This is a genomic window from Thermosipho sp. 1244 (assembly GCF_018588215.1).
Lineage (GTDB): Bacteria > Thermotogota > Thermotogae > Thermotogales > Fervidobacteriaceae > Thermosipho > Thermosipho affectus.
The window spans coordinates 31,115-50,062 of sequence record NZ_LNGA01000030.1; the positions used below are offsets into that span (position 1 = coordinate 31,115).

An 18,948-nucleotide genomic window follows, 5' to 3' on the forward strand; every position below is an offset into this window, starting at 1 on the left:
AAAATACGCTTTATTTAACTGTTTATTTTTTAAAAGTTTCACCACTAAATTCTAAAAACAACAAGAGGACCTTTTACTCATATCGTAGCAAGCATAACAGCCTTTATCGTATGTTTTCTATTTTCAGCTTCATCCCAAACTTTACTTTGAAGTCCTTCAATAACCTCAAAAGTTACTTCTTCTCCTTTTACAGCTGGCAAACAATGCATAAATATTGTTTCAGGTTTTCCAGTTTTTTTCATAATTTCTTTATTAACCTGATATGGCATAAGTAATTTTCTTCTTTCTTCTGCTTTTGACTCTTCACCCATTGATGCCCAAACGTCTGTGTATATTACATCAGCGCCTATCACTGCTTCATCTACATTATCTGTAAATTCTATTTTTGCACCTGTTTCCTTTGCAATTTCCAAACATCTTTTAGTTAATTCTTCATTTGGTCTTAATTCTTTTGGAGAACAAATCACATAATGTAAACCCATTTTTGCCGAACCTATCATCAAAGAATTAGCCATATTATTTCTTCCATCACCCATAAATACCAACTTTATGCCTCTCAACTTTCCAAAATTCTCCTCTATTGTCATCAAATCCGCAAGAACTTGAGTTGGATGATACAAATCAGTTAATGCATTATATACAGGGACACCAGAATACTTTGCCAATATTTCAACTGTTTCTTGTTTAAATCCTCTAAACATTATTGCATCAACCATTCTTCCAAGAACTCTTGCAGTATCTTCAATAGATTCTTTAGCACCTAATTGAATATCCTGAGTAGATAAAAATAATGGATGTCCTCCTTCCTCACCAAAAGCAGTTTCAAAAGCAACTCTTGTTCTTGTAGATCTTTTTTCAAAAATCATTGCAAGTGTTTTTCCTCGAAACCTTTGATGGATAATTTGCGCTCTACTATCTGCTTTACATGTTTTTGCTATTTCAATCAAATATTTGATTTCATCCGTGGAAAAATCAAGCAATGTTAACAGGGATTTGCCTTTTAAATTAACTCCCATTTGTACATCCCTCCCACTAAAAGATAGCGGGGAATCTCCCCGCTTTTTATTATAACAAACCTTTCTTCTCGAGAAACTCTTTCAAAATATCTTCAAGTGTTGGTTTTCCAATTTCTTGTAATTCATAAGTAACTCTTACAGCAGGTTTATTCAATTTCGTTACTCTTCTAAGATCAATAGGTGTACCTATAATTACGAGATCAGCATCTGCTCTATTTATCGTCTCTTCTAATTCCTTCATTTGTTTTTCGCCATATCCCATTGCAGGAAGTATCATATCAAGGTGAGAATATTTCTTGTATGTATCAACTATAGAACCAACTGCATATGGTCTTGGATCAATTATTTCTGCTGCACCAAATTTTTTCGCTGCTACGTATCCTGCACCATACCTCATTTCACCGTGTGTTAGGGTTGGCCCATCTTCTACTACAAGCACCCTTTTACCTTTAATTGCTTCTGGATTCTCAACAAAGATTGGAGATGCTGCATCAACAACAATCGCATTTGGATTCCATTTTTCAATATTTTCTCTTACTTTTTCAATACCTTCAATATCTGCTGTTTCCTCTTTATTAATCACTACAACATCCGCCATCAACAAGTTAGACATACCTGGGTAGTATAAAACCTCGTGACCTGGTCTGTGAGGATCAACAACCGTAATCAACAAATCCGTTTTGTAGAATGAAAAGTCATTATTTCCTCCATCCCAAAGTATAATATCTGGATCTTCTGCTTCAGCTGCTCTTAAAATAGCTTCATAATCCACCCCTGCGTAAATTACACTCTTTCTATCAATATGTGGTTCATATTCTTCTCTTTCTTCAATTGTACATTTGTGCTTGTCCAAATCAGAGTAATCAGCAAATCTTTGTACCTTTTGAGCAACAAGGTCACCATATGGCATTGGATGCCTAATAGAAATAACTTTTTTACCAAATCCTCTTAAGATATCAAGGACACGCCTTGTTGTTTGACTCTTTCCACATCCTGTTCTAATTGCACAAACTGAAATAACAGGCTTTGTTGACTCAACCATTGTATTTCTTGGCCCCATTAATTTAAAATCAGCTCCTGCCGAAAGAACGGTTTCTGCTTTTTCCATAACGTATTGATGTGGAAGGTCACTGTAAGCCAAGATAACCTCATCCACGTCATATTTTTTAATTAATTCCACTAACTTTTCTTCCGGCTCAATTGGAATACCGTTTGGATAAAGTTCACCGGCAAGTTCTGCAGGATATACTCTTCCTTCAATATCTGGAATTTGCGTTGCAGTAAACGCCACTACTTCATAATCTGGGTTATTTCTAAAATAAGTGTTAAAATTATGAAAATCACGACCTGCCGCTCCCATTATTATAACTTTTTTCTTTCCCATGAAAACACCTCCTTAAATTCCGTTTCACCATTTAAAAGTATATCTAAAAACTTTTTATTTATCAACTAATTTCTTGTATAATTATAAAAATTTATCACATTAAATCTTTTTTTTGCTTTAGTATGCGTAAATATGCGTAAAAATAAGGGGATATATCCCCTTATTTTATATTTTATATTTTAAAACTATATTCTTCAATGTGTTAGTGCCATCTCTAATATCTTTTACTTCAGATACTATTTCCTGAATATTGGCATTTACTTCTTGAAGTGATGCATTAATATCACCAATATTGTAATTTATCTCTTCAACACTCTTTGAATTATCAACCATTGCCGTTGAAATCTCATCTACGGCCGCAGTTTGTTCTTCAACAGATGCAGCTATATTCTGTAGCATTTCGTTTATCTTCTGTATTGCTCCTATTATCTCATCAAGTTTCTTATCGGCCACATCAGTTAATTTTGTTCCTTCATCTACCTGGATAGTTATTTCTTGTGAAACACTTTGTGCTTCTTTTGCAATACCTGAAATCTCATCAACAACGACTTTTATCTTTTCTGATGCAACTTTACTTTCTTCGGCAAGTTTTCTAATTTCATCAGCTACTACGGCAAATCCTTTTCCTGCTTCACCAGCACGTGCAGCTTCTATCGCCGCATTGAGTGCTAGTAAATTTGTCTGTTCTGCAATGGCATTAATTGTTTCAATAAATTGTGTTATATCCTCTGCTCCTTTATTAAAACTTTCAACCACTCTTTCTACATCTTTTGTAGAATCTGCTATCTTTTTAGTTGTTTGAATAACGGACTTTAATATATCTGCTGCATCTTTTGCAAGATCTGTACTTTGTTCTGCAAACATTGCAGAATCTTGAGCACTATCTGCTATATGCTTGGTAGCAGCACTAATTTCCTCTGCACCAGCTGTTGTTTCCTGTATTGATGCGGAAATCGTTTGAATTCTTGCAGAAATGTTATCCATACGTTTTACAATATTATCAGATTGACTTGCCAGTGATACAGTAGAATCAGAAATTTTATCAATGTTTTCCACTATATCAATTGTTTCTCTTCGTATTTTCTTTAAATTATCCCTAAGATAATCAACAAACTTTTTAAATGATTTTAAAAGAACTCCCATTTCATCTTTCGTTTTAGCTTCATTAATATTAACTGTTAAGTCATTCTGCGTAAGTAAGTTAGTCACTGTAACTAACAATGTAATATTTTTGAAAATTTTAGAAGAAACTATTAAAACAAAGAACACAGAAATTACCGTAATAATTATTGGTAAAAAGACAAGTAAAACCTTTATCATAGAATCTGTATAATTTATTGCATCATTTAAGTTATCTTTCTTTTTTTCAAGATTAAAAAGTATATCTTTTTTTACATTTTCGGTAAATTTTACCACATCAGAAACAAGGTTTTTATTGCCATCTTTTATACCTTTCAAATTCTTTGAAAGTGCATCAATATTTTTCTTCAACATTGGTATATCATTAGAAACTTTTTGTAATTCAACAAAAAGTTTGTTTAATTCCTCGAAATTTTTTGCACCGTATTGGTACGCTTTAACACTTGCTTGAAAATCAGAGAGCTTTTCAAGTAAGTAAGTAGCTTTTTCATATTCTTGAACTTTTTGCAAAACATCTTTGTTACTACTACTAACCATACTTGCAGTAAACATTCCAATCACAAATAATACTAGAAGAGGTAAAAAGACTAATAATAATATCTTTGTTTTAAGGTTCATATACCCCACCTCCTCTTCAAATAATTTCATTTTATTAATTTCCTTTTATAATTATATCACTTCTTGTTGTTTGTTAAATCGTAAATGAATAATATGATTTATTATCTAATCATTAGAACGTATTCTCATTTTTATTTTTTAATTTTTTTAGATACCTTTCATTATCATATTCCACAAACTTTACTTCTTTTTGTAATTTTTTTAACACTTTATCTATTGTTTCTCCAAAATATTCTGCTATTTCTTTTGCTTGATCATATCTTAATGGATGTTTTTCTGTTATATCTGAAATTGCTTCACATGCATTAGTATACTTATTGACATCAAACTTACCTTTTTCTCTAAAATTAATGGGTATAGCATTTGGGAGTTTTTCCTGAGCATACATCAAACTTCTTTTATCTGGTATAGTTACCCACTTTTCTGCCGGCGGTCTAATGGGAACATTTATATAAACTCTTTCAGGTATAGGAAAAATAGAATTTATTATTTTCGAAATTTTATCAATATCTTCTTTAGAATCATTAATATCTTTCATTAACATAACTTCAATCCAAAGCTTTCCCTTAAAATTTCTTGCAAAAAGTTTTAAACCATCTATTATTTCTTCATATCTAATTTTCATAACTGGTCTATTGATTAACCTAAACTTTCTTTCATCAGGAGCATCTATGCTAGGAAGAACCAAATCGGCATATAGTAAATCATTACGTACTTCATTTAAATACAACAACGATCCGTTTGTAATAACTGCAACCTTAAAACTTGTTTTCTCTCTTACCCATCTGATTATCCTTCCAATTTTCGAATGTAAAGTTGGTTCACCATCACCTACAAAAGTTATATAATCTATACTTAAAGTGGTATTTTCAATAGCATATTCCAATTCATTTATTATTTTTTCTGTAGGATAATATTCCTTTCTTTCGTTTGTAAAATAGTTTGTTTTTCCCAATTGACAATAAACACATGAGTAATTGCACGTCTTTAAAGGAACTAAATTAACCCCCAATGAGTTTCCCAATCTCCTTGATGGAACAGGTCCAAACACATTAGCTAGCCATTTTTTCCTCCTTTCTTCTCAAATATTATAACTCTATTTACAAAAGTTTTTTCTAGATTTTTTCAACAACTTTGGAAATTTAATTATGATATAATTTTAACGATATAACTTATAAAAGTTGGTGATAGATGATGTATGACTGTGCTATATTGTACGGTACCCATTTTACATCCTCTGATGTAAAAAGTATCATTAAATACAAAGAATTAGGCTTTGCAAAAAAATTTATTGTTTTTGTTTCCAAAAAACCGCTAGGATATCCTAGTGAATTTTTGAAAAAAGTGGATTACATTGAAATAGTAGTAACACCAAAATTTGTAAACGATGCAAAGAAAATCTTCAAAACCACAAAAAACTCTTATATTGCACCTTTGGATGAATTTGGTTTCAGAGGGATGGAGCGTGATCCTTGTTGAGTATTACAAATGCTCTAATTAACTTACTTTCTCGATTATCACTTCTTATTGTCATAATGTACATGATACTCACATTATACAATACCAGAAGCTTATTTATAAAACTCATAAAATCGCATAATGCAATGCTTTTAGGAATCCTTGGTGCTATTTTTGGAATAATTGGAACTTATTTAGGAATATGGTATAAAGGGGCAATAATAAATTATAGAGATGTTGGTATAATATTTACCTCCTTAATTGGTGGGTTTCCATCAGCTTTTATTGCTGGAGGCATAGCTTCTGCACACCGGCTTTTCCTAGGTGGAATCTCAGCAATTCCCTGTGCCATTGGAACATTTCTTTCTGGAATTATTGCCGCATCTATCCACTATTTGACGCACGGTAACCCTTCTATAATTACAATTTTTTTTACAGCATCTTTTGCAGAAACAGTCCATCTTGCAATTGCTCGTTATATGATATTTCCAGAAAGCTTGGCAATAGATATAACTCATAAAATCTTTATTCCCATGGTTGTTGTAAATACATTTGGTGTAACACTACTTGCCACTATGTTTAAAAACTTCGAATGGCAAATGCAACTTGTGTCAAAAATCACTACAAATTGGTTTATATCCATTTTTGAAGAACTAATTGGAACTATTAACACAAAAAATAGTGAACAAAATATTTCAAAAATCTGCCAACTAATAGTACAAAATTCACCTGTAGACGGTGTATTTGTAACATCGCAAAATTCCATTATCTCAAAATATCCAGAAGATCTAAATCTTGAAATAGATTACAAAAAATCCATAAAAAGCAAAAAGATTTTGAAATTCTTTAAAAATGGGACATGGTATATAGTTTTCCCTATTACAATTGGAGATGATACAGCTGGAACATTAATTTTTTCCTCCAAGAACAAAACGAAGGAAGTTCATATATTCTTTGGAAAAAAAATAGTTCACATACTATCACTTGTCTTTTCTATTCAAAAAGCCGTAATTGAGGCAAAACTTGCAAAAGAAGCCCAACTTCGTGAATTTACTTCTAAACTTAGTCCACATTTCCTCTTTAACACACTAAGTACAGTAAGATATTTTTCAAATGTAGATACAAAAAAGTCCGTAGAATGTATAGACAAACTTTCTGAATTACTACGTTATATTTATGAGAGAAAAGATAAATTAACAACTTTAGAATCCGAAATAAATGCAATAGAAAATTATCTTGGAATAATGAAAATGAGATACCCTGAAATTTTAGAATACAAAATAAACTGCCCCAAAATAGATGTAAAAATTCCTCCTTTTATTTTTCAGCCTGTAATTGAAAATGCAATTAAATATGGAAGAAAAAACAATAAAATAAAAATTGAAATATCATGCTATATCAAAGAAGACCGATTAAGAATTGAAATTCGCGATCACGGACCAGGTACAGATAAAATTACAATGGGAACAGGTCTCAAACTTGTTAGCGAACGTTTAAAGCTAATCTATAACAAAAAAGCTTCTCTTTTATTTGAAAATTCCAATGGATTAAAAGTAATATTTGATCTACCTGTGAGGTGAAAATATGATAAAAGTATCAATAGTCGAAGATGAATTTGCATCACGTGAACATCTTAAGAGACTTATAATGTCAATTAATGAATTCGAACTTATAGGAGAATACCAATCAATTGACGAAATTAAAAATTTAAACAACTTGGATATTTTATTCTTAGATATAAACTTAAATGGAAAAAATGGATTAGAATTTGCACGTTTTTTAAAAGATATAAAAGTTGTTTTTGTTACTGCATATCCAGAATATGGTGCAGAAGCATTTGAAATTAACGCAATTGATTATCTTGTAAAGCCTGTTACCGAAACTCGTTTTAAACAGTGTGTTGATAAGATTCTAGAGTTATTTAGACCACATTTCGAAAAACTTCCCGTTATAGATCAAGACGGCATCTTACTTTTAGATATAGAAAAAATTCTATATATTGAATCTTTCGGCAAAACAGCAACTGCAATAACTTTAGAAAAAGAATATAAAATTCACAAACTAAACATTGGAACCTTGGAAAAAAAGCTCCCAGATAGTTTTTTACGCGTTCACAAATCTTTTATCGTAAACATGAATAAATTAAAAAAAATAACCAAAGAAAGAAAAAACTTACTTTTAAAACTTGGTGACTCTTGTGAAATTACTATACCAGTTAGTAAAAAATATTCTAAACTTGTCAAGCGATATTTGCACCTTTTATAATTCATATTTAACTTTTCATTCCAAATTTTGCTCTAGTTGTTCCTTCATATTATTAATCCACGTTACAATGGATATACCAAAACTTTATACTGGAGGTGCTTAAACCATGAACTCCGTATTTCTCGTTTTAATAGCTTTCTTTGGATATATAGTTGCATACCAAACCTATGGTAAATGGATTGCAAAAAAACTCATGGGCTTAAACGACAAAAACCCTGTCCCATCAAAGGAATTTTATGATGGTGTAGATTATGTACCAACCAAAAAGCACATACTTCTTGGTCATCATTTCACAACAATTGCTGGAACAGGTCCAATTGTTGGACCGGCTATAGGAGTTATCTGGGGATGGGTTCCTGCATTTTTATGGGTTCTACTTGGTCCAATTTTCATGGGAGCAGTTCACGATTTTATGGCACTTGCTATAAGTGCTAGAAACAAAGGTAGCACTCTAGGTGAATTAACAAGAGGAGTTATCTCTAATAGAGTAGGAATAATATTTCTACTTCTTATCCAATTTTTGCTTTGGATTGTAATAGCAATTTTCGGTTTAATCATGGGAATACTATTTAACATGTATCCTGCAAGTGTCTTTCCAGTTTGGATGGAAATACCTATTGCTATTTGGCTTGGATATATGGTGTATAAAAAGAATAAAAACGATACCATATATTCGATAATAGCGGTATTTTTGATGTACATTACTATCTTTATTGGGCTTTATTTCCCAATAAAAGTTCCAGCGCTTGGTGGTTCTCCAATAATAACGTGGATCATTATACTGTACATCTACGTATTTTTTGCATCAACTTTACCAGTACATAGGTTACTCCAACCACGTGATTATATAAACTCACACGAACTTTTAATAGCAATGGTATTACTTCTTTTAGGTGTATTTATTGGTCATCCAAAGGTAGTTGCTCCCGCATTTCATCATGTAAGTGATGCCCCATCTATTTTTCCAGCTTTATTTATAACAATTGCTTGTGGCGCAATTAGCGGGTTCCACAGCCTTGCAGCTTCTGGAACAACAGTAAAACAACTTGAAAAGGAAACAGACGCATTGCCTGTAGGTTTTGGGGGAATGTTGCTCGAAGGAGCTCTTGCAACTTTAATAATTGTTGCAGTAACGGCAGGAATTGGTATGAACGGTGGTGGTACAGCAGCATTCACACAACATTACGCTTCATGGGCCACCGCTAGTGGATTAGCCGCAAAACTAAAAGCAGTTATAGATGGTTCTGCAAATTTAATGAATTCATTTGGAATTCCTCTAGAACTTGCACGTTCAATAATGGCTGTCTTTATCGTTTCATTTGCAGGTACAACACTTGATTCTGCAACACGTATACAAAGATTTGGACTTCAAGAGCTTTTAAGAACAAAGAATGGAAAGGTAATAAAACCATTCAACGATAGATATATTGCCACATTCATCGTTATATTATTAGCATTTGGACTATGTATGGTAAGTCCCGGTGGAAAAGGAGCATTAATACTTTGGCCAGTTTTTGGAGCACTTAACCAGCTTCTTGCAGGACTTGCACTCTTGGTTGCCACTGTATATCTTGCCAAAAAAAGAAAACCAATATGGGTTACTGCTATTCCTATGATAATAATGTTAATTGTAACATTAACTGCATCATATCAAAATCTTGGAAAATTTATTTCTCAACATAATTGGTTGCTCGTTTTTGTTTCATCAATAACTTTGTTTATAGCCATATGGATGATCATCGAAGGAATCATTGCTATGTTTAAATACTCAAGGGAAATTGAAATAGAAGAAACAATAGAATAAAAAATATCTATCAATTTTGGATTCATTATCAAAAGTAGGTTGAACAAAAAGTAAATTCACTTAACTTTTTAACAAAACATGGCTCCAATATTACTCTGGAGCCATGTTTTATTTTAGTTTTTCTTAATTTTCTTGACGTTAATAACACATACTTTTTAATTTTTATCATTTTACACAAGCACACTTTTGCATATTAATTAGTTCTAATGCTACACAAGTAAAATAGTTTTATGTCTACATAATAAAGTATAGTTTTTTAATTTTTCTTTACCTTATACCAATCTAATTTTTTCTTAAACTTTTTTAATTGTAAAAAAGAAACCAATACAATTCCTGCATCAACAAAAACCATTAAAATAATTCCCACAATTGTTTTTACTATATTTGATTTTAACTTGTAAAAAATCTTCAATTCAATCCCTATTATTGATAAAACAGACAAAAACTCTACTAAAAAAAGTATATTAAAATGTGAAAAAAATGGTAATATTACAATTGACAATATCCCTCCTATTTCTATTCCAAAAGAGACAAGAACTCTTTTAGCCCCATTTTCCACAGCTTCTGCCATACCTTTGCCATACCATCTAAATCTTTGTTTTACGAAATCCTCCATACCTACTGTTGCATATTCTAAAAGTACTGGACCATAAAAATATTTAAATTTAAATCTTCCTTGATCAACTGCGCTATTTATCATTGCCCCATCATCAACACCTTGATAATTCAAATGATTCTTTATATATTCGAAAACTTTTTTTCTAATAAACATTCCTCTTCCAGTAAAGGAGGAAAAAATATTACTATATCTCAAAAAACTTAAAAGAAATATTTCTATAGTATGCATTAAAGCCGGAAAAGAATCTTTTTCGTTATATGCTCCAAGCGTACTTTCAGTTACATCAACGTCTTTCATTCTTTTTACATAATATTCTATATAATTCTCTGGAATAATATTATCCGCATCCATAACAAAATAAATATCTGCGTCAAATTCTTCTGTTACTCTTAAAATATTTTTCAATTTTCCTTGACCTTTTTCATTTCTTTTAACATGAATTCTATCAGGATACATTTTTTGATACTCACACATTATTTTATAGGTACTATCAGTTGATCCATCATCAACAAGAACAATTTCAATGTTTTTATAACTTTGAGAAAGAAGACTTTTTATAGATCTCCTAATTGTTTCTTCCTCATCCTTTGCAGAAACAATTGCGCATAATTTTTCCTCTTGATTATTTTCTGCAACATTTTTTGACTTATTTATATTTAACAAAATTTTCAAAAGAAAAAAAACAACCACTCCTAAAAAAAGAAAGATATTTGTAAAAAACGAGTACCCTAAAAAAGAAATTGCTACAACTGAAAGTACTATACCAAATATAATGTAAATCATATGAATTTTTCACCTACTCTTCAACATGTTTGTTATTTATCCAAAGCATAAAAGTTCCCAACACCAGCTGTAAATAATAAGCTATAAATCTCCAACCAGTTATTGCAATAAGTGATATCTCAGAATTACCAACAATACTTGAAAGCACATATTGATAAGTTGCTTCTATCCCACCAGATGAACCCGGAGTAGGAATAAAATACGCTATTGCATTTACTGCATTAATTGATCCAAACAAAAACCAAAAATTTATTTTCAAAGATGATATACCCTTAAGAATATAAAATAAAGAAAAAAGCTGAAGCATAACTATAAAGAACCAACCTAATATATCTACAATCATTATATAAGTGTTTTCTTTCCACATATACTCAAGACTACTCTTGAAATTTGAAACCCAATTTTCAAATCTAGTAACCCAATTTGTTCTTCTTAATATCTTTGACATTCCTCTAACTATCGGTATCATAACTTCGGGGACAACCATTGACAAAATAAGTATAAATGAAGAAATTAAACTTATAGCGATTCCTAATAAGACCAACTTTCCCTTATCCATAATCCATCCCATACTTGTGTTAAGCATTATTATTGCAATAATCGCTCCACCTAAAGAGTTTTGTAAAACCCTTGCAACCATAATCCCTGTTGCATAACTTGAATCAACGCCTTTTTTTACTAAATGATAAATCTGAAAAGGTTGGCCTCCCATGGCAAAAGGTGTAAGATAAGAAAAGAAATACCCCAATATATTGTTATACAACAACGAAAAATAACTTACCTTGTACCCTCTATGCCATAAAAGATACATCATACGAAATGCCTCTAAAAAGTACGAAGAAAAAAATATTAAAAAAGCCACTAAATAAATTTTTATTGGCACAGAGAAAACTAGGGAAACTATATTAATATTCCCTTTGTGTAAGAAATTCATAATTGAAACTACAGTAAGTCCAGAAATAACCGCAAATATAATTGATAAAAATATTCTTTTATTCTTCATCTTTTTTAATTATATCAAAATTTTAATCTATATCAAGAAACAAAAAAGTATATTTTAAAAATAAAAAGGAAGATTATTAAATCCCCCATGATATAAACGTAAAGAAAACATTAATCCTAACCATCACTAAAAACATATATTTCTATACTACTTTAATCCTATATATTAAAGTTACGATCCATTTAATATACAAAATCCCTCAAAAACCTAAATCATCTAAAATTTCACCCAAAGTTGCTCCGTCAATATTACTTAAATCTTCGCCTAAAATATCTTCAGCAGTTTCTCTCCAAAAATCCCAACAATCATCCTCTTCATAATCGAATTCATCATAATTGCATTCATATTCATCATCTTCACCAATATGATCTTCCCAGTAAAAATACCAACCACACCGATAACATATTTTCTCTGAATCATCCAGATACTCTCCACATCTTGGGCATTTTTTCTTATAAAATTTCCAACCACATTTACAACTTTTTCTATTATCTTTAACTTCCTCACCACACCTTGGACATTCTTTCCAGCCAAATATCATAACTTTCACCTCGTTCTTATTGTTTTAGATTACTATAAAACATTATCACTTAGAGAAAGTTATATCTAACTCTACTTCGATGTTTGAACTTAAAAATATAATAACATATTTTTCATATTACTTCAAGAATTCAAACTTTAACTGTTAACTTTAAAAATTCATATGTATATTAAATAGACATGTTTAATATCTGGTATATCGTTTTCTTGACATCCGAAATTTATCTTTCCAATAAATATTACGTTTTTACGAAATAATATTGGAAATAGAATTTTATCCTTTTTATAGAGAAACATTGCTATTTTATTGTTAAAAGCTACAAAATCAAATTTTTATCATATAATATAAAATAAGCATATAATAAAATGGAGGGATTCAATGTTCTTTACCGATAACTTTGCAGATAAAAAATACGCCATAAAAACCTTAGAAAATTTTATAAATAATTCATTAGATTTTCTCATTATTTCTGGAAGTGCAGGAACTGGTAAGACTTTTCTTATATCTAAATATGCACAGTACTTAAATAAAAAAAGTATCAATTTTGTTCTTCTTGCACCTACCGGAAGAGCGGCAAAAATACTCTCAGAAAAATCTGGCTTTGAAGCTAAGACAATACATAGTGAAATTTACAGTTTTAACAATATGGAAATTAAAGAAAAAAATGATGAATCGAAAATATATTTTTCTTTAAATATTAATAAAAATGATAAAACAATTTATATTGTTGATGAAAGCTCAATGATTTCCGATGTAAACAACAACGATTTTTTAGTATTTGGAAGTGGAAAATTATTAACAGATCTTATTACCCACATAAAATATGGGAAACATAACAAAATAATATTTGTAGGAGATAACTACCAACTTCCTCCTGTCAATTCTTCATTTTCACCTGCACTTGATGAATTTTATCTAAAAGAAAAATTTCATCTCGATGGTAAAAAAATTACATTAGATAAAGTAGTAAGACAAAAATCAGATAGTTTTATTCTAAAAAATGCACTTCTAATAAAAAAATATATTCAAAATAATAAATTTATTGATTTAAACTTATCATTTTCAAATGATTTTGTAGAAACTCCAAATTTAATTTCACAATACGATGTTAATAATACAAATAACAATATAATCATATGTTCAACAAATAAAAAAGCACTTGAATATAACAAAAAAATTAGAAAAATGAAGAATCTAAAACAAACATTTGAAATAGGAGATATATTATTAAATACGCGAAATGTTCATTTTCAAAACCAAACTATCTTAAACGGAGAATTCTTTGAAGTTTTAGATATTATCTCAAACGAAGAGCAAAGTATTTATTTACGTGGTAAAAAACCAATAGATTTAATATTTTATGATTTAAAACTCAAAAACATACTAACTAACAATATAATAAAATTCAAAGTCCTTGCAAACAGTCTTTACACGAAAAGTACCAGTGAAAGAGATTTACAAATAGCATTAATCGTATTAACTAAAAATATGGTTGGAAATATTAAAAATAATGAGTTGCATAAATACCTAAGAAACAATCCCTACTTTAACGCACTATATGTAAAATACGGCTATGCTATTACTACCCACAAAGCACAGGGAGGAGAATGGGAAAATGTTTATATTGATACCGAATTTTACAATTCCTTGAAATCCAAAGAATATTTTAAATGGCTATACACATCAATTACACGTGCAAAAAAGAAAGTATATATAACACCATTACAAATCAATTCTATAAAAAACAATAATATTAAAATCTCTGATAAGTACGTTATAAAAGACAAAATAAAAATTCCAGTTGAAAATGAAAGATTAAATAAAGAATGTTCTAAAGTTATACATAACAAATTAATAAAAAACATAACTTCTTACAATTTTAAAATAATTTCCATAAAACATTTTGATTACCAAGAAGTATATTATCTACAAAAGGATAATAAATATCTTAAAATACAAGTATTTTATAACAAAAAATGTGATATTACGAGAATAATTTTATCAGAAGCAACTTCGGAAAAAATTGCCAAAGATTTTCTTAATATTTTCAATGCTAAAAACAAAAATTATAACAACACAATCAATAATAATCAAAATTATGATTGTATAAAAGCTTTTGTTGATGGTAGTTATGATGATAATTTAAAAAAATTTGGTTCAGGACTAGTAATTGTTAAAAAAAATAAAATTGAAAAATACTGTAAAAATTATTCCATAACAAAATTCATTGAAAGTAGAAATGTATCAGGTGAAATATTTGCAACGTTACTTGCTTTTGAATATGCAAAACAAGAAAATTTAAAATGTATTGAAATAAATTATGATTATGAAGGAATTGAAAAATGGGCTCTTGGATATTGGAAAACAAAAAAGGAAATATCTAAATTTTACAAAGAAAGGTATGATTATTACTCAAAATTTGTAAATATAAAATTCAAAAAAATTCAAGCACATTCAGGAAATAAATACAATGATTTAGCAGATAAGCTTGCCAAAGAAGCTATTTACAATAATTGCAAAACCATAAAATATGAAATAAAAATTTAACCTATAACTAACAAAAATTACAATCTATAAAGCAAAAATAAAATTTACACAATTCGATTTTTTGATACATAATATTTTTCAGAAGTTCTTTTTCAAAAATCTCAAAAAAAGAGAAATAAAAACAAATCAACTGTTTAGTCTCGCAATGTTAATTTCGGCTTTAATACTAATAAATAGGATTAACACGGAAATTTTTAGCCATATTGTTGACATAGATACTTTAGGATTATTAATAGAAATGTTGATTATTGTTTTTCTTAATAAATCCGGATTTTTTGAGTATTTTTCTATAAAAATAATCAAATTTGGTGGAAGAAAATTCTTTTTAACTATGACTTTACTAATGATTATTGTTGCTTTAACATCTGCATTCTTAGATAATGTTGTCACGATTCTTGTAATGGCCCCTATGATTTTTTTAATTTCTGATATGTTAGAACTTAATCCAATCCCATTAATTATGCTTATTATTCTAATGGATAACATAGGTGGTTTTGCTACACTAATAGGAAGTCCTCTAAATCTTGTAATAGAATCAATTAGCGGTTATTCATTCAACGATTTTATTAAAGTAATGAGACCTATTTCAATTTTAGCTTTTATGGGGGTTCTATTATATTTTAAAAAACACCTAAAAGTTGATGAGAAATCTCTAAAAAATATTTAAAAATCAAATCAATAGACAGTTCAATATTAATAATTAAGTCTTCCAATGAATATGAAGATGTCAGAAAAGTATTGATTGGGATATTCTATTTTTCTTTGTAGAACTTTATATGACTTCGTATATTCTGGAAAAAATAGGTTTCACTTAACAAATTGCCAATCTATTTTTATCATTTTAAAAGTAATAAAATAAATGGAAATGTACACAAATAAAACAATAGGAATGATGGCCAAAACATGCAACCTATATACATGTTTCAATTCCTCATAGGTAGGATGCAAACCTGAAATTAATTTATCGCCGTCTGTTACTCTTGTTCGTTTCAATCCCTCATAGGTAGGATGCAAACTAGTAAGAAAGGGGTGAAATTATGACTGCATTCTTAAGTTTCAATCCCTCATAGGTAGGATGCAAACGTCGAATTACGAGGGTGGTTACAAACATAGTATTTAGTTTCAATCCCTCATAGGTAGGATGCAAACCTTGTTTAGCTGCATCTAATACAACTTTTGAAACTAGTTTCAATCCCTCATAGGTAGGATGCAAACAAAAAATTTAGAAGAAACAACAAAAAAGACAAAATTGAGTTTCAATCCCTCATAGGTAGGATGCAAACGATAGGGTATCGATAGCCTATTAAACTTAGTGTTGAGTTTCAATCCCTCATAGGTAGGATGCAAACTCAGGACACACAGCGAAAGGAATTTTCTGTTTTTTTAGTTTCAATCCCTCATAGGTAGGATGCAAACAATACAATTAACTCAAATAATATAGGATGTTCAAAAAGTTTCAATCCCTCATAGGTAGGATGCAAACTTTTAATAATTTGTCTGACATCTTGAGTGTTTTGTTGTTTCAATCCCTCATAGGTAGGATGCAAACAACGCCGTGGGGTTCATAGTGGTTATGGTTTCCCAAGTTTCAATCCCTCATAGGTAGGATGCAAACCATTCAAATTTATAACATGCTTAGCATTTTTAACAAGTTTCAATCCCTCATAGGTAGGATGCAAACTAATTCCCAATCACTTAAAATTTGCTCACCAAAATGTGTTTCAATCCCTCATAGGTAGGATGCAAACAACGAAAAAAGGATATGAAGTCTACTACTGTGATACGTTTCAATCCCTCATAGGTAGGATGCAAACAATTAAACAAATCTTTGAAAAAGAATTTAGAAAACAGTTTCAATCCCTCATAGGTAGGATGCAAACCATAGGGTATGGGATAGGGTATATCATGGGGTATCGAGTTTCAATCCCTCATAGGTAGGATGCAAACTTAAATCAGCTGATATGTACAATATCGGTAATCTAGTTTCAATCCCTCATAGGTAGGATGCAAACAGCTGTTTTCTTATCAAAGTTCTGTCGTAAAAAATCAAGTTTCAATCCCTCATAGGTAGGATGCAAACCCTTCTTGTATTTTTTGACTTTCTCTTCTAAAACTTGTTTCAATCCCTCATAGGTAGGATGCAAACTTGACCTACTTCTATAAGCCAATCACCAGCTTTGTCGTTTCAATCCCTCATAGGTAGGATGCAAACGAATCTTCCACCTGCGGCACCATGATGACAAGCAAGTTTCAATCCCTCATAGGTAGGATGCAAACCCTTAACACACATTTATTTTACAACATTTTTAGTATTTTTTCAAATTAATCTTTTTTTGGTTCTTCCATTATTTTTATATCAAAAATTTGGCGTTTAACCTCATAGATTAATGTTTATTTTAAATTCATGTAATTCTCAAAAACCCCCTATATTTTCTCCTTATCTATGGTTTTTTCAAAAAAAATATAGTAATTTTTTATGTAATTTACGAGTGATAATCTATAAAAAATTACTATTTTCTATCTTTGGAATACCTTGTGTTTCTTTCTTTACAAAAGAAAAATCTTTTAGAATAAAATATATTACACAATCTTCCTTTTCATTAATAATATTATTCACTTCGTACTTTAACTTTTCAAACTGAGATTTTGTTAAAATTCCCTCAAAAACAGAATTCTGAATCCAGTTCAAATATTTTCTTGCTATCTTAAGAATTTTTGAAACTCTTTTTTCTCCTATATCATAAACCATAATAATATACATAATTTCACCTTCTAATTTTTCAAGATAATAGGTTCATACTCGAGATCATCTATTATATGTTTTTCCAACTTATACACTTCTATTTTTATTGTATTTTTTAATGTGACCTTTCTTTTCAAAGATTTATTATAGATCGTTGAATTCAACTTCTTATCAAATTCTTGCAAAAAAATCTTTCTTCCTTTTTCACTTAAAAACACACCATTTGTTTGCTTTATAAAATGCTTTTCTTTTAACTGATTTCTATTTATCAAATTAAATAAAACTCTATCTGCTAAGGCAGGCTTGAAAATTTCAGCCACATCTAAATTTAAACTAAAACTTCTATTGTTAGATGTATGAAGATAACCTATTCGAGGATCCAAATGCGTGTTGTAAATCTGTCCAAGCGCTACCGTATAAACCAAAGAATTCGCAAAACTAATCAAAGCATTCAATGGTGTTTTAGGAGGTCTTTTTTCCCTTTTTTTAAAATAAAAAAAATCTGATTTTAATATTAAATTAAACACACTATAATACGTCTTTTTTATTTGTCCTTCTAACGACATTAATTGACTAATATTCTTAACTTCACCTACTATCGTTTTAATAAACCCGCGAATTTCCTCAATTGTATTTAAAATTTCACTTTCAGATTTTGCATAACGTTTTAACGTTTCGATTGAATTTTGTGAAGCACCTATTACAAACTTTTTTGCAATCTTCAATCTTTCTTTATCATTTAAATACTTTTCAACCTGTTTAACAAAGACAAAACCGCTATTATATTTCTCTCTTGGATAAAATGTACCTGAATAATATCCATAGTAATTGAAAAAATGTATACAAATATTTTTTTGAGATATAAAATCCAAAAATCTTTTATTAACGTCAACTTCTCCAAAAATATAAATTTCTTTTAAATTTTCTATTGGCAAATATTTTCTTTTTCCATTTTTTGTTACAAATGAAACGGTATTTTGTTTTCTTTCCAATTTACCTGAAGATGTAATATAAAGAGATTGCATAT

15 protein-coding genes and 1 CRISPR repeat array are annotated in these 18,948 nt (G+C 29.7%); of the genes, 6 read left to right on the forward strand and 9 right to left on the reverse strand.

Features of this window, described 5'->3' with window-relative positions; genetic code table 11:
* Positions 1-77 precede the first annotated feature (77 nt).
* The 4 genes from argF to AS157_RS07085 form a co-directional block, all read right to left on the reverse strand.
* The gene (argF, locus tag AS157_RS07070) at positions 78-1,016 is read right to left on the reverse strand and encodes an ornithine carbamoyltransferase (protein ID WP_077288565.1); all 939 of its coding nucleotides are present in this window, start codon (positions 1,014-1,016) and stop codon (positions 78-80) included.
* A 49-nt stretch (positions 1,017-1,065) separates the two neighbouring features.
* Entirely contained in the window at positions 1,066-2,400 is a 1,335-nt protein-coding gene (locus AS157_RS07075) for a cyclic 2,3-diphosphoglycerate synthase (protein ID WP_077288566.1), read from the reverse strand.
* 165 nt (positions 2,401-2,565) lie between these two features.
* Entirely contained in the window at positions 2,566-4,158 is a 1,593-nt protein-coding gene (locus AS157_RS07080) for a methyl-accepting chemotaxis protein (RefSeq protein ID WP_214495026.1), read from the reverse strand.
* Positions 4,159-4,270: 112 nt separating this feature from the next.
* The gene (locus tag AS157_RS07085; protein WP_197023124.1) at positions 4,271-5,170 is read right to left on the reverse strand and encodes a radical SAM protein; all 900 of its coding nucleotides are present in this window, start codon (positions 5,168-5,170) and stop codon (positions 4,271-4,273) included.
* A 179-nt stretch (positions 5,171-5,349) separates the two neighbouring features.
* Here AS157_RS07085 and AS157_RS07090 point away from each other — a divergent pair, with 179 nt between their 5' ends.
* The 4 genes from AS157_RS07090 to AS157_RS07105 all read left to right on the forward strand — a co-directional run bounded on the left by AS157_RS07090 (position 5,350) and on the right by AS157_RS07105 (position 9,685).
* Positions 5,350-5,637 (forward strand): hypothetical protein, encoded by a 288-nt coding sequence (locus AS157_RS07090; protein ID WP_143611731.1) that lies wholly within the window; start codon positions 5,350-5,352, stop codon positions 5,635-5,637.
* Entirely contained in the window at positions 5,631-7,196 is a 1,566-nt protein-coding gene (locus tag AS157_RS07095) for a LytS/YhcK type 5TM receptor domain-containing protein (RefSeq protein WP_077288570.1), read from the forward strand. Before AS157_RS07090 ends, AS157_RS07095 begins: the two co-directional genes overlap by 7 nt.
* Before the next feature lie 4 nt (positions 7,197-7,200).
* Entirely contained in the window at positions 7,201-7,881 is a 681-nt protein-coding gene (locus AS157_RS07100) for a LytR/AlgR family response regulator transcription factor (RefSeq protein ID WP_077288571.1), read from the forward strand.
* Between the two features lie 106 nt (positions 7,882-7,987).
* Positions 7,988-9,685 carry a carbon starvation CstA family protein gene (locus AS157_RS07105; protein ID WP_077288572.1) on the forward strand — a complete coding sequence of 566 codons (1,698 nt, stop codon included), beginning with the start codon at positions 7,988-7,990 and terminating at the stop codon, positions 9,683-9,685.
* Positions 9,686-9,941: 256 nt separating this feature from the next.
* On the opposite strand, the gene AS157_RS07110 is transcribed toward AS157_RS07105, so the two are convergent.
* The 3 genes from AS157_RS07110 to AS157_RS07120 all read right to left on the reverse strand — a co-directional run bounded on the left by AS157_RS07110 (position 9,942) and on the right by AS157_RS07120 (position 12,631).
* Positions 9,942-11,087 carry a glycosyltransferase family 2 protein gene (locus AS157_RS07110; RefSeq protein WP_077288573.1) on the reverse strand — a complete coding sequence of 382 codons (1,146 nt, stop codon included), beginning with the start codon at positions 11,085-11,087 and terminating at the stop codon, positions 9,942-9,944.
* A gap of 13 nt (positions 11,088-11,100) precedes the next feature.
* Positions 11,101-12,090, reverse strand: coding sequence for a lysylphosphatidylglycerol synthase transmembrane domain-containing protein (locus AS157_RS07115; RefSeq protein WP_077288574.1), 990 nt, complete (start codon positions 12,088-12,090; stop codon positions 11,101-11,103).
* A gap of 199 nt (positions 12,091-12,289) precedes the next feature.
* Positions 12,290-12,631: a zinc ribbon domain-containing protein gene (locus tag AS157_RS07120; RefSeq protein ID WP_077288575.1), complete on the reverse strand. Its 342-nt coding sequence runs from the start codon at positions 12,629-12,631 to the stop codon at positions 12,290-12,292.
* A gap of 378 nt (positions 12,632-13,009) precedes the next feature.
* On the opposite strand from AS157_RS07120, the gene AS157_RS07125 reads away from it, so the two are divergent.
* A complete protein-coding gene (locus tag AS157_RS07125) occupies positions 13,010-15,178 on the forward strand; it encodes an AAA family ATPase (protein WP_077288576.1) in 2,169 nt (722 codons plus the stop codon).
* Positions 15,179-15,323: 145 nt separating this feature from the next.
* Positions 15,324-15,845, forward strand: coding sequence for an ArsB/NhaD family transporter (locus AS157_RS07130; protein WP_197023128.1), 522 nt, complete (start codon positions 15,324-15,326; stop codon positions 15,843-15,845).
* A 253-nt stretch (positions 15,846-16,098) separates the two neighbouring features.
* A CRISPR array of direct repeats spans positions 16,099-17,455; the repeat unit is 30 nt; unit sequence GTTTCAATCCCTCATAGGTAGGATGCAAAC.
* A 220-nt stretch (positions 17,456-17,675) separates the two neighbouring features.
* On the opposite strand, the gene cas2 is transcribed toward AS157_RS07130, so the two are convergent.
* A complete protein-coding gene (gene cas2 / locus AS157_RS07135) occupies positions 17,676-17,939 on the reverse strand; it encodes a CRISPR-associated endonuclease Cas2 (RefSeq protein WP_077288577.1) in 264 nt (87 codons plus the stop codon).
* Between the two features lie 11 nt (positions 17,940-17,950).
* On the reverse strand, positions 17,951-18,946 hold the full coding sequence (cas1b, locus tag AS157_RS07140; RefSeq protein WP_077288578.1) for a type I-B CRISPR-associated endonuclease Cas1b: 996 nt from the start codon (positions 18,944-18,946) through the stop codon (positions 17,951-17,953).
* Positions 18,947-18,948: the final 2 nt, after the last annotated feature.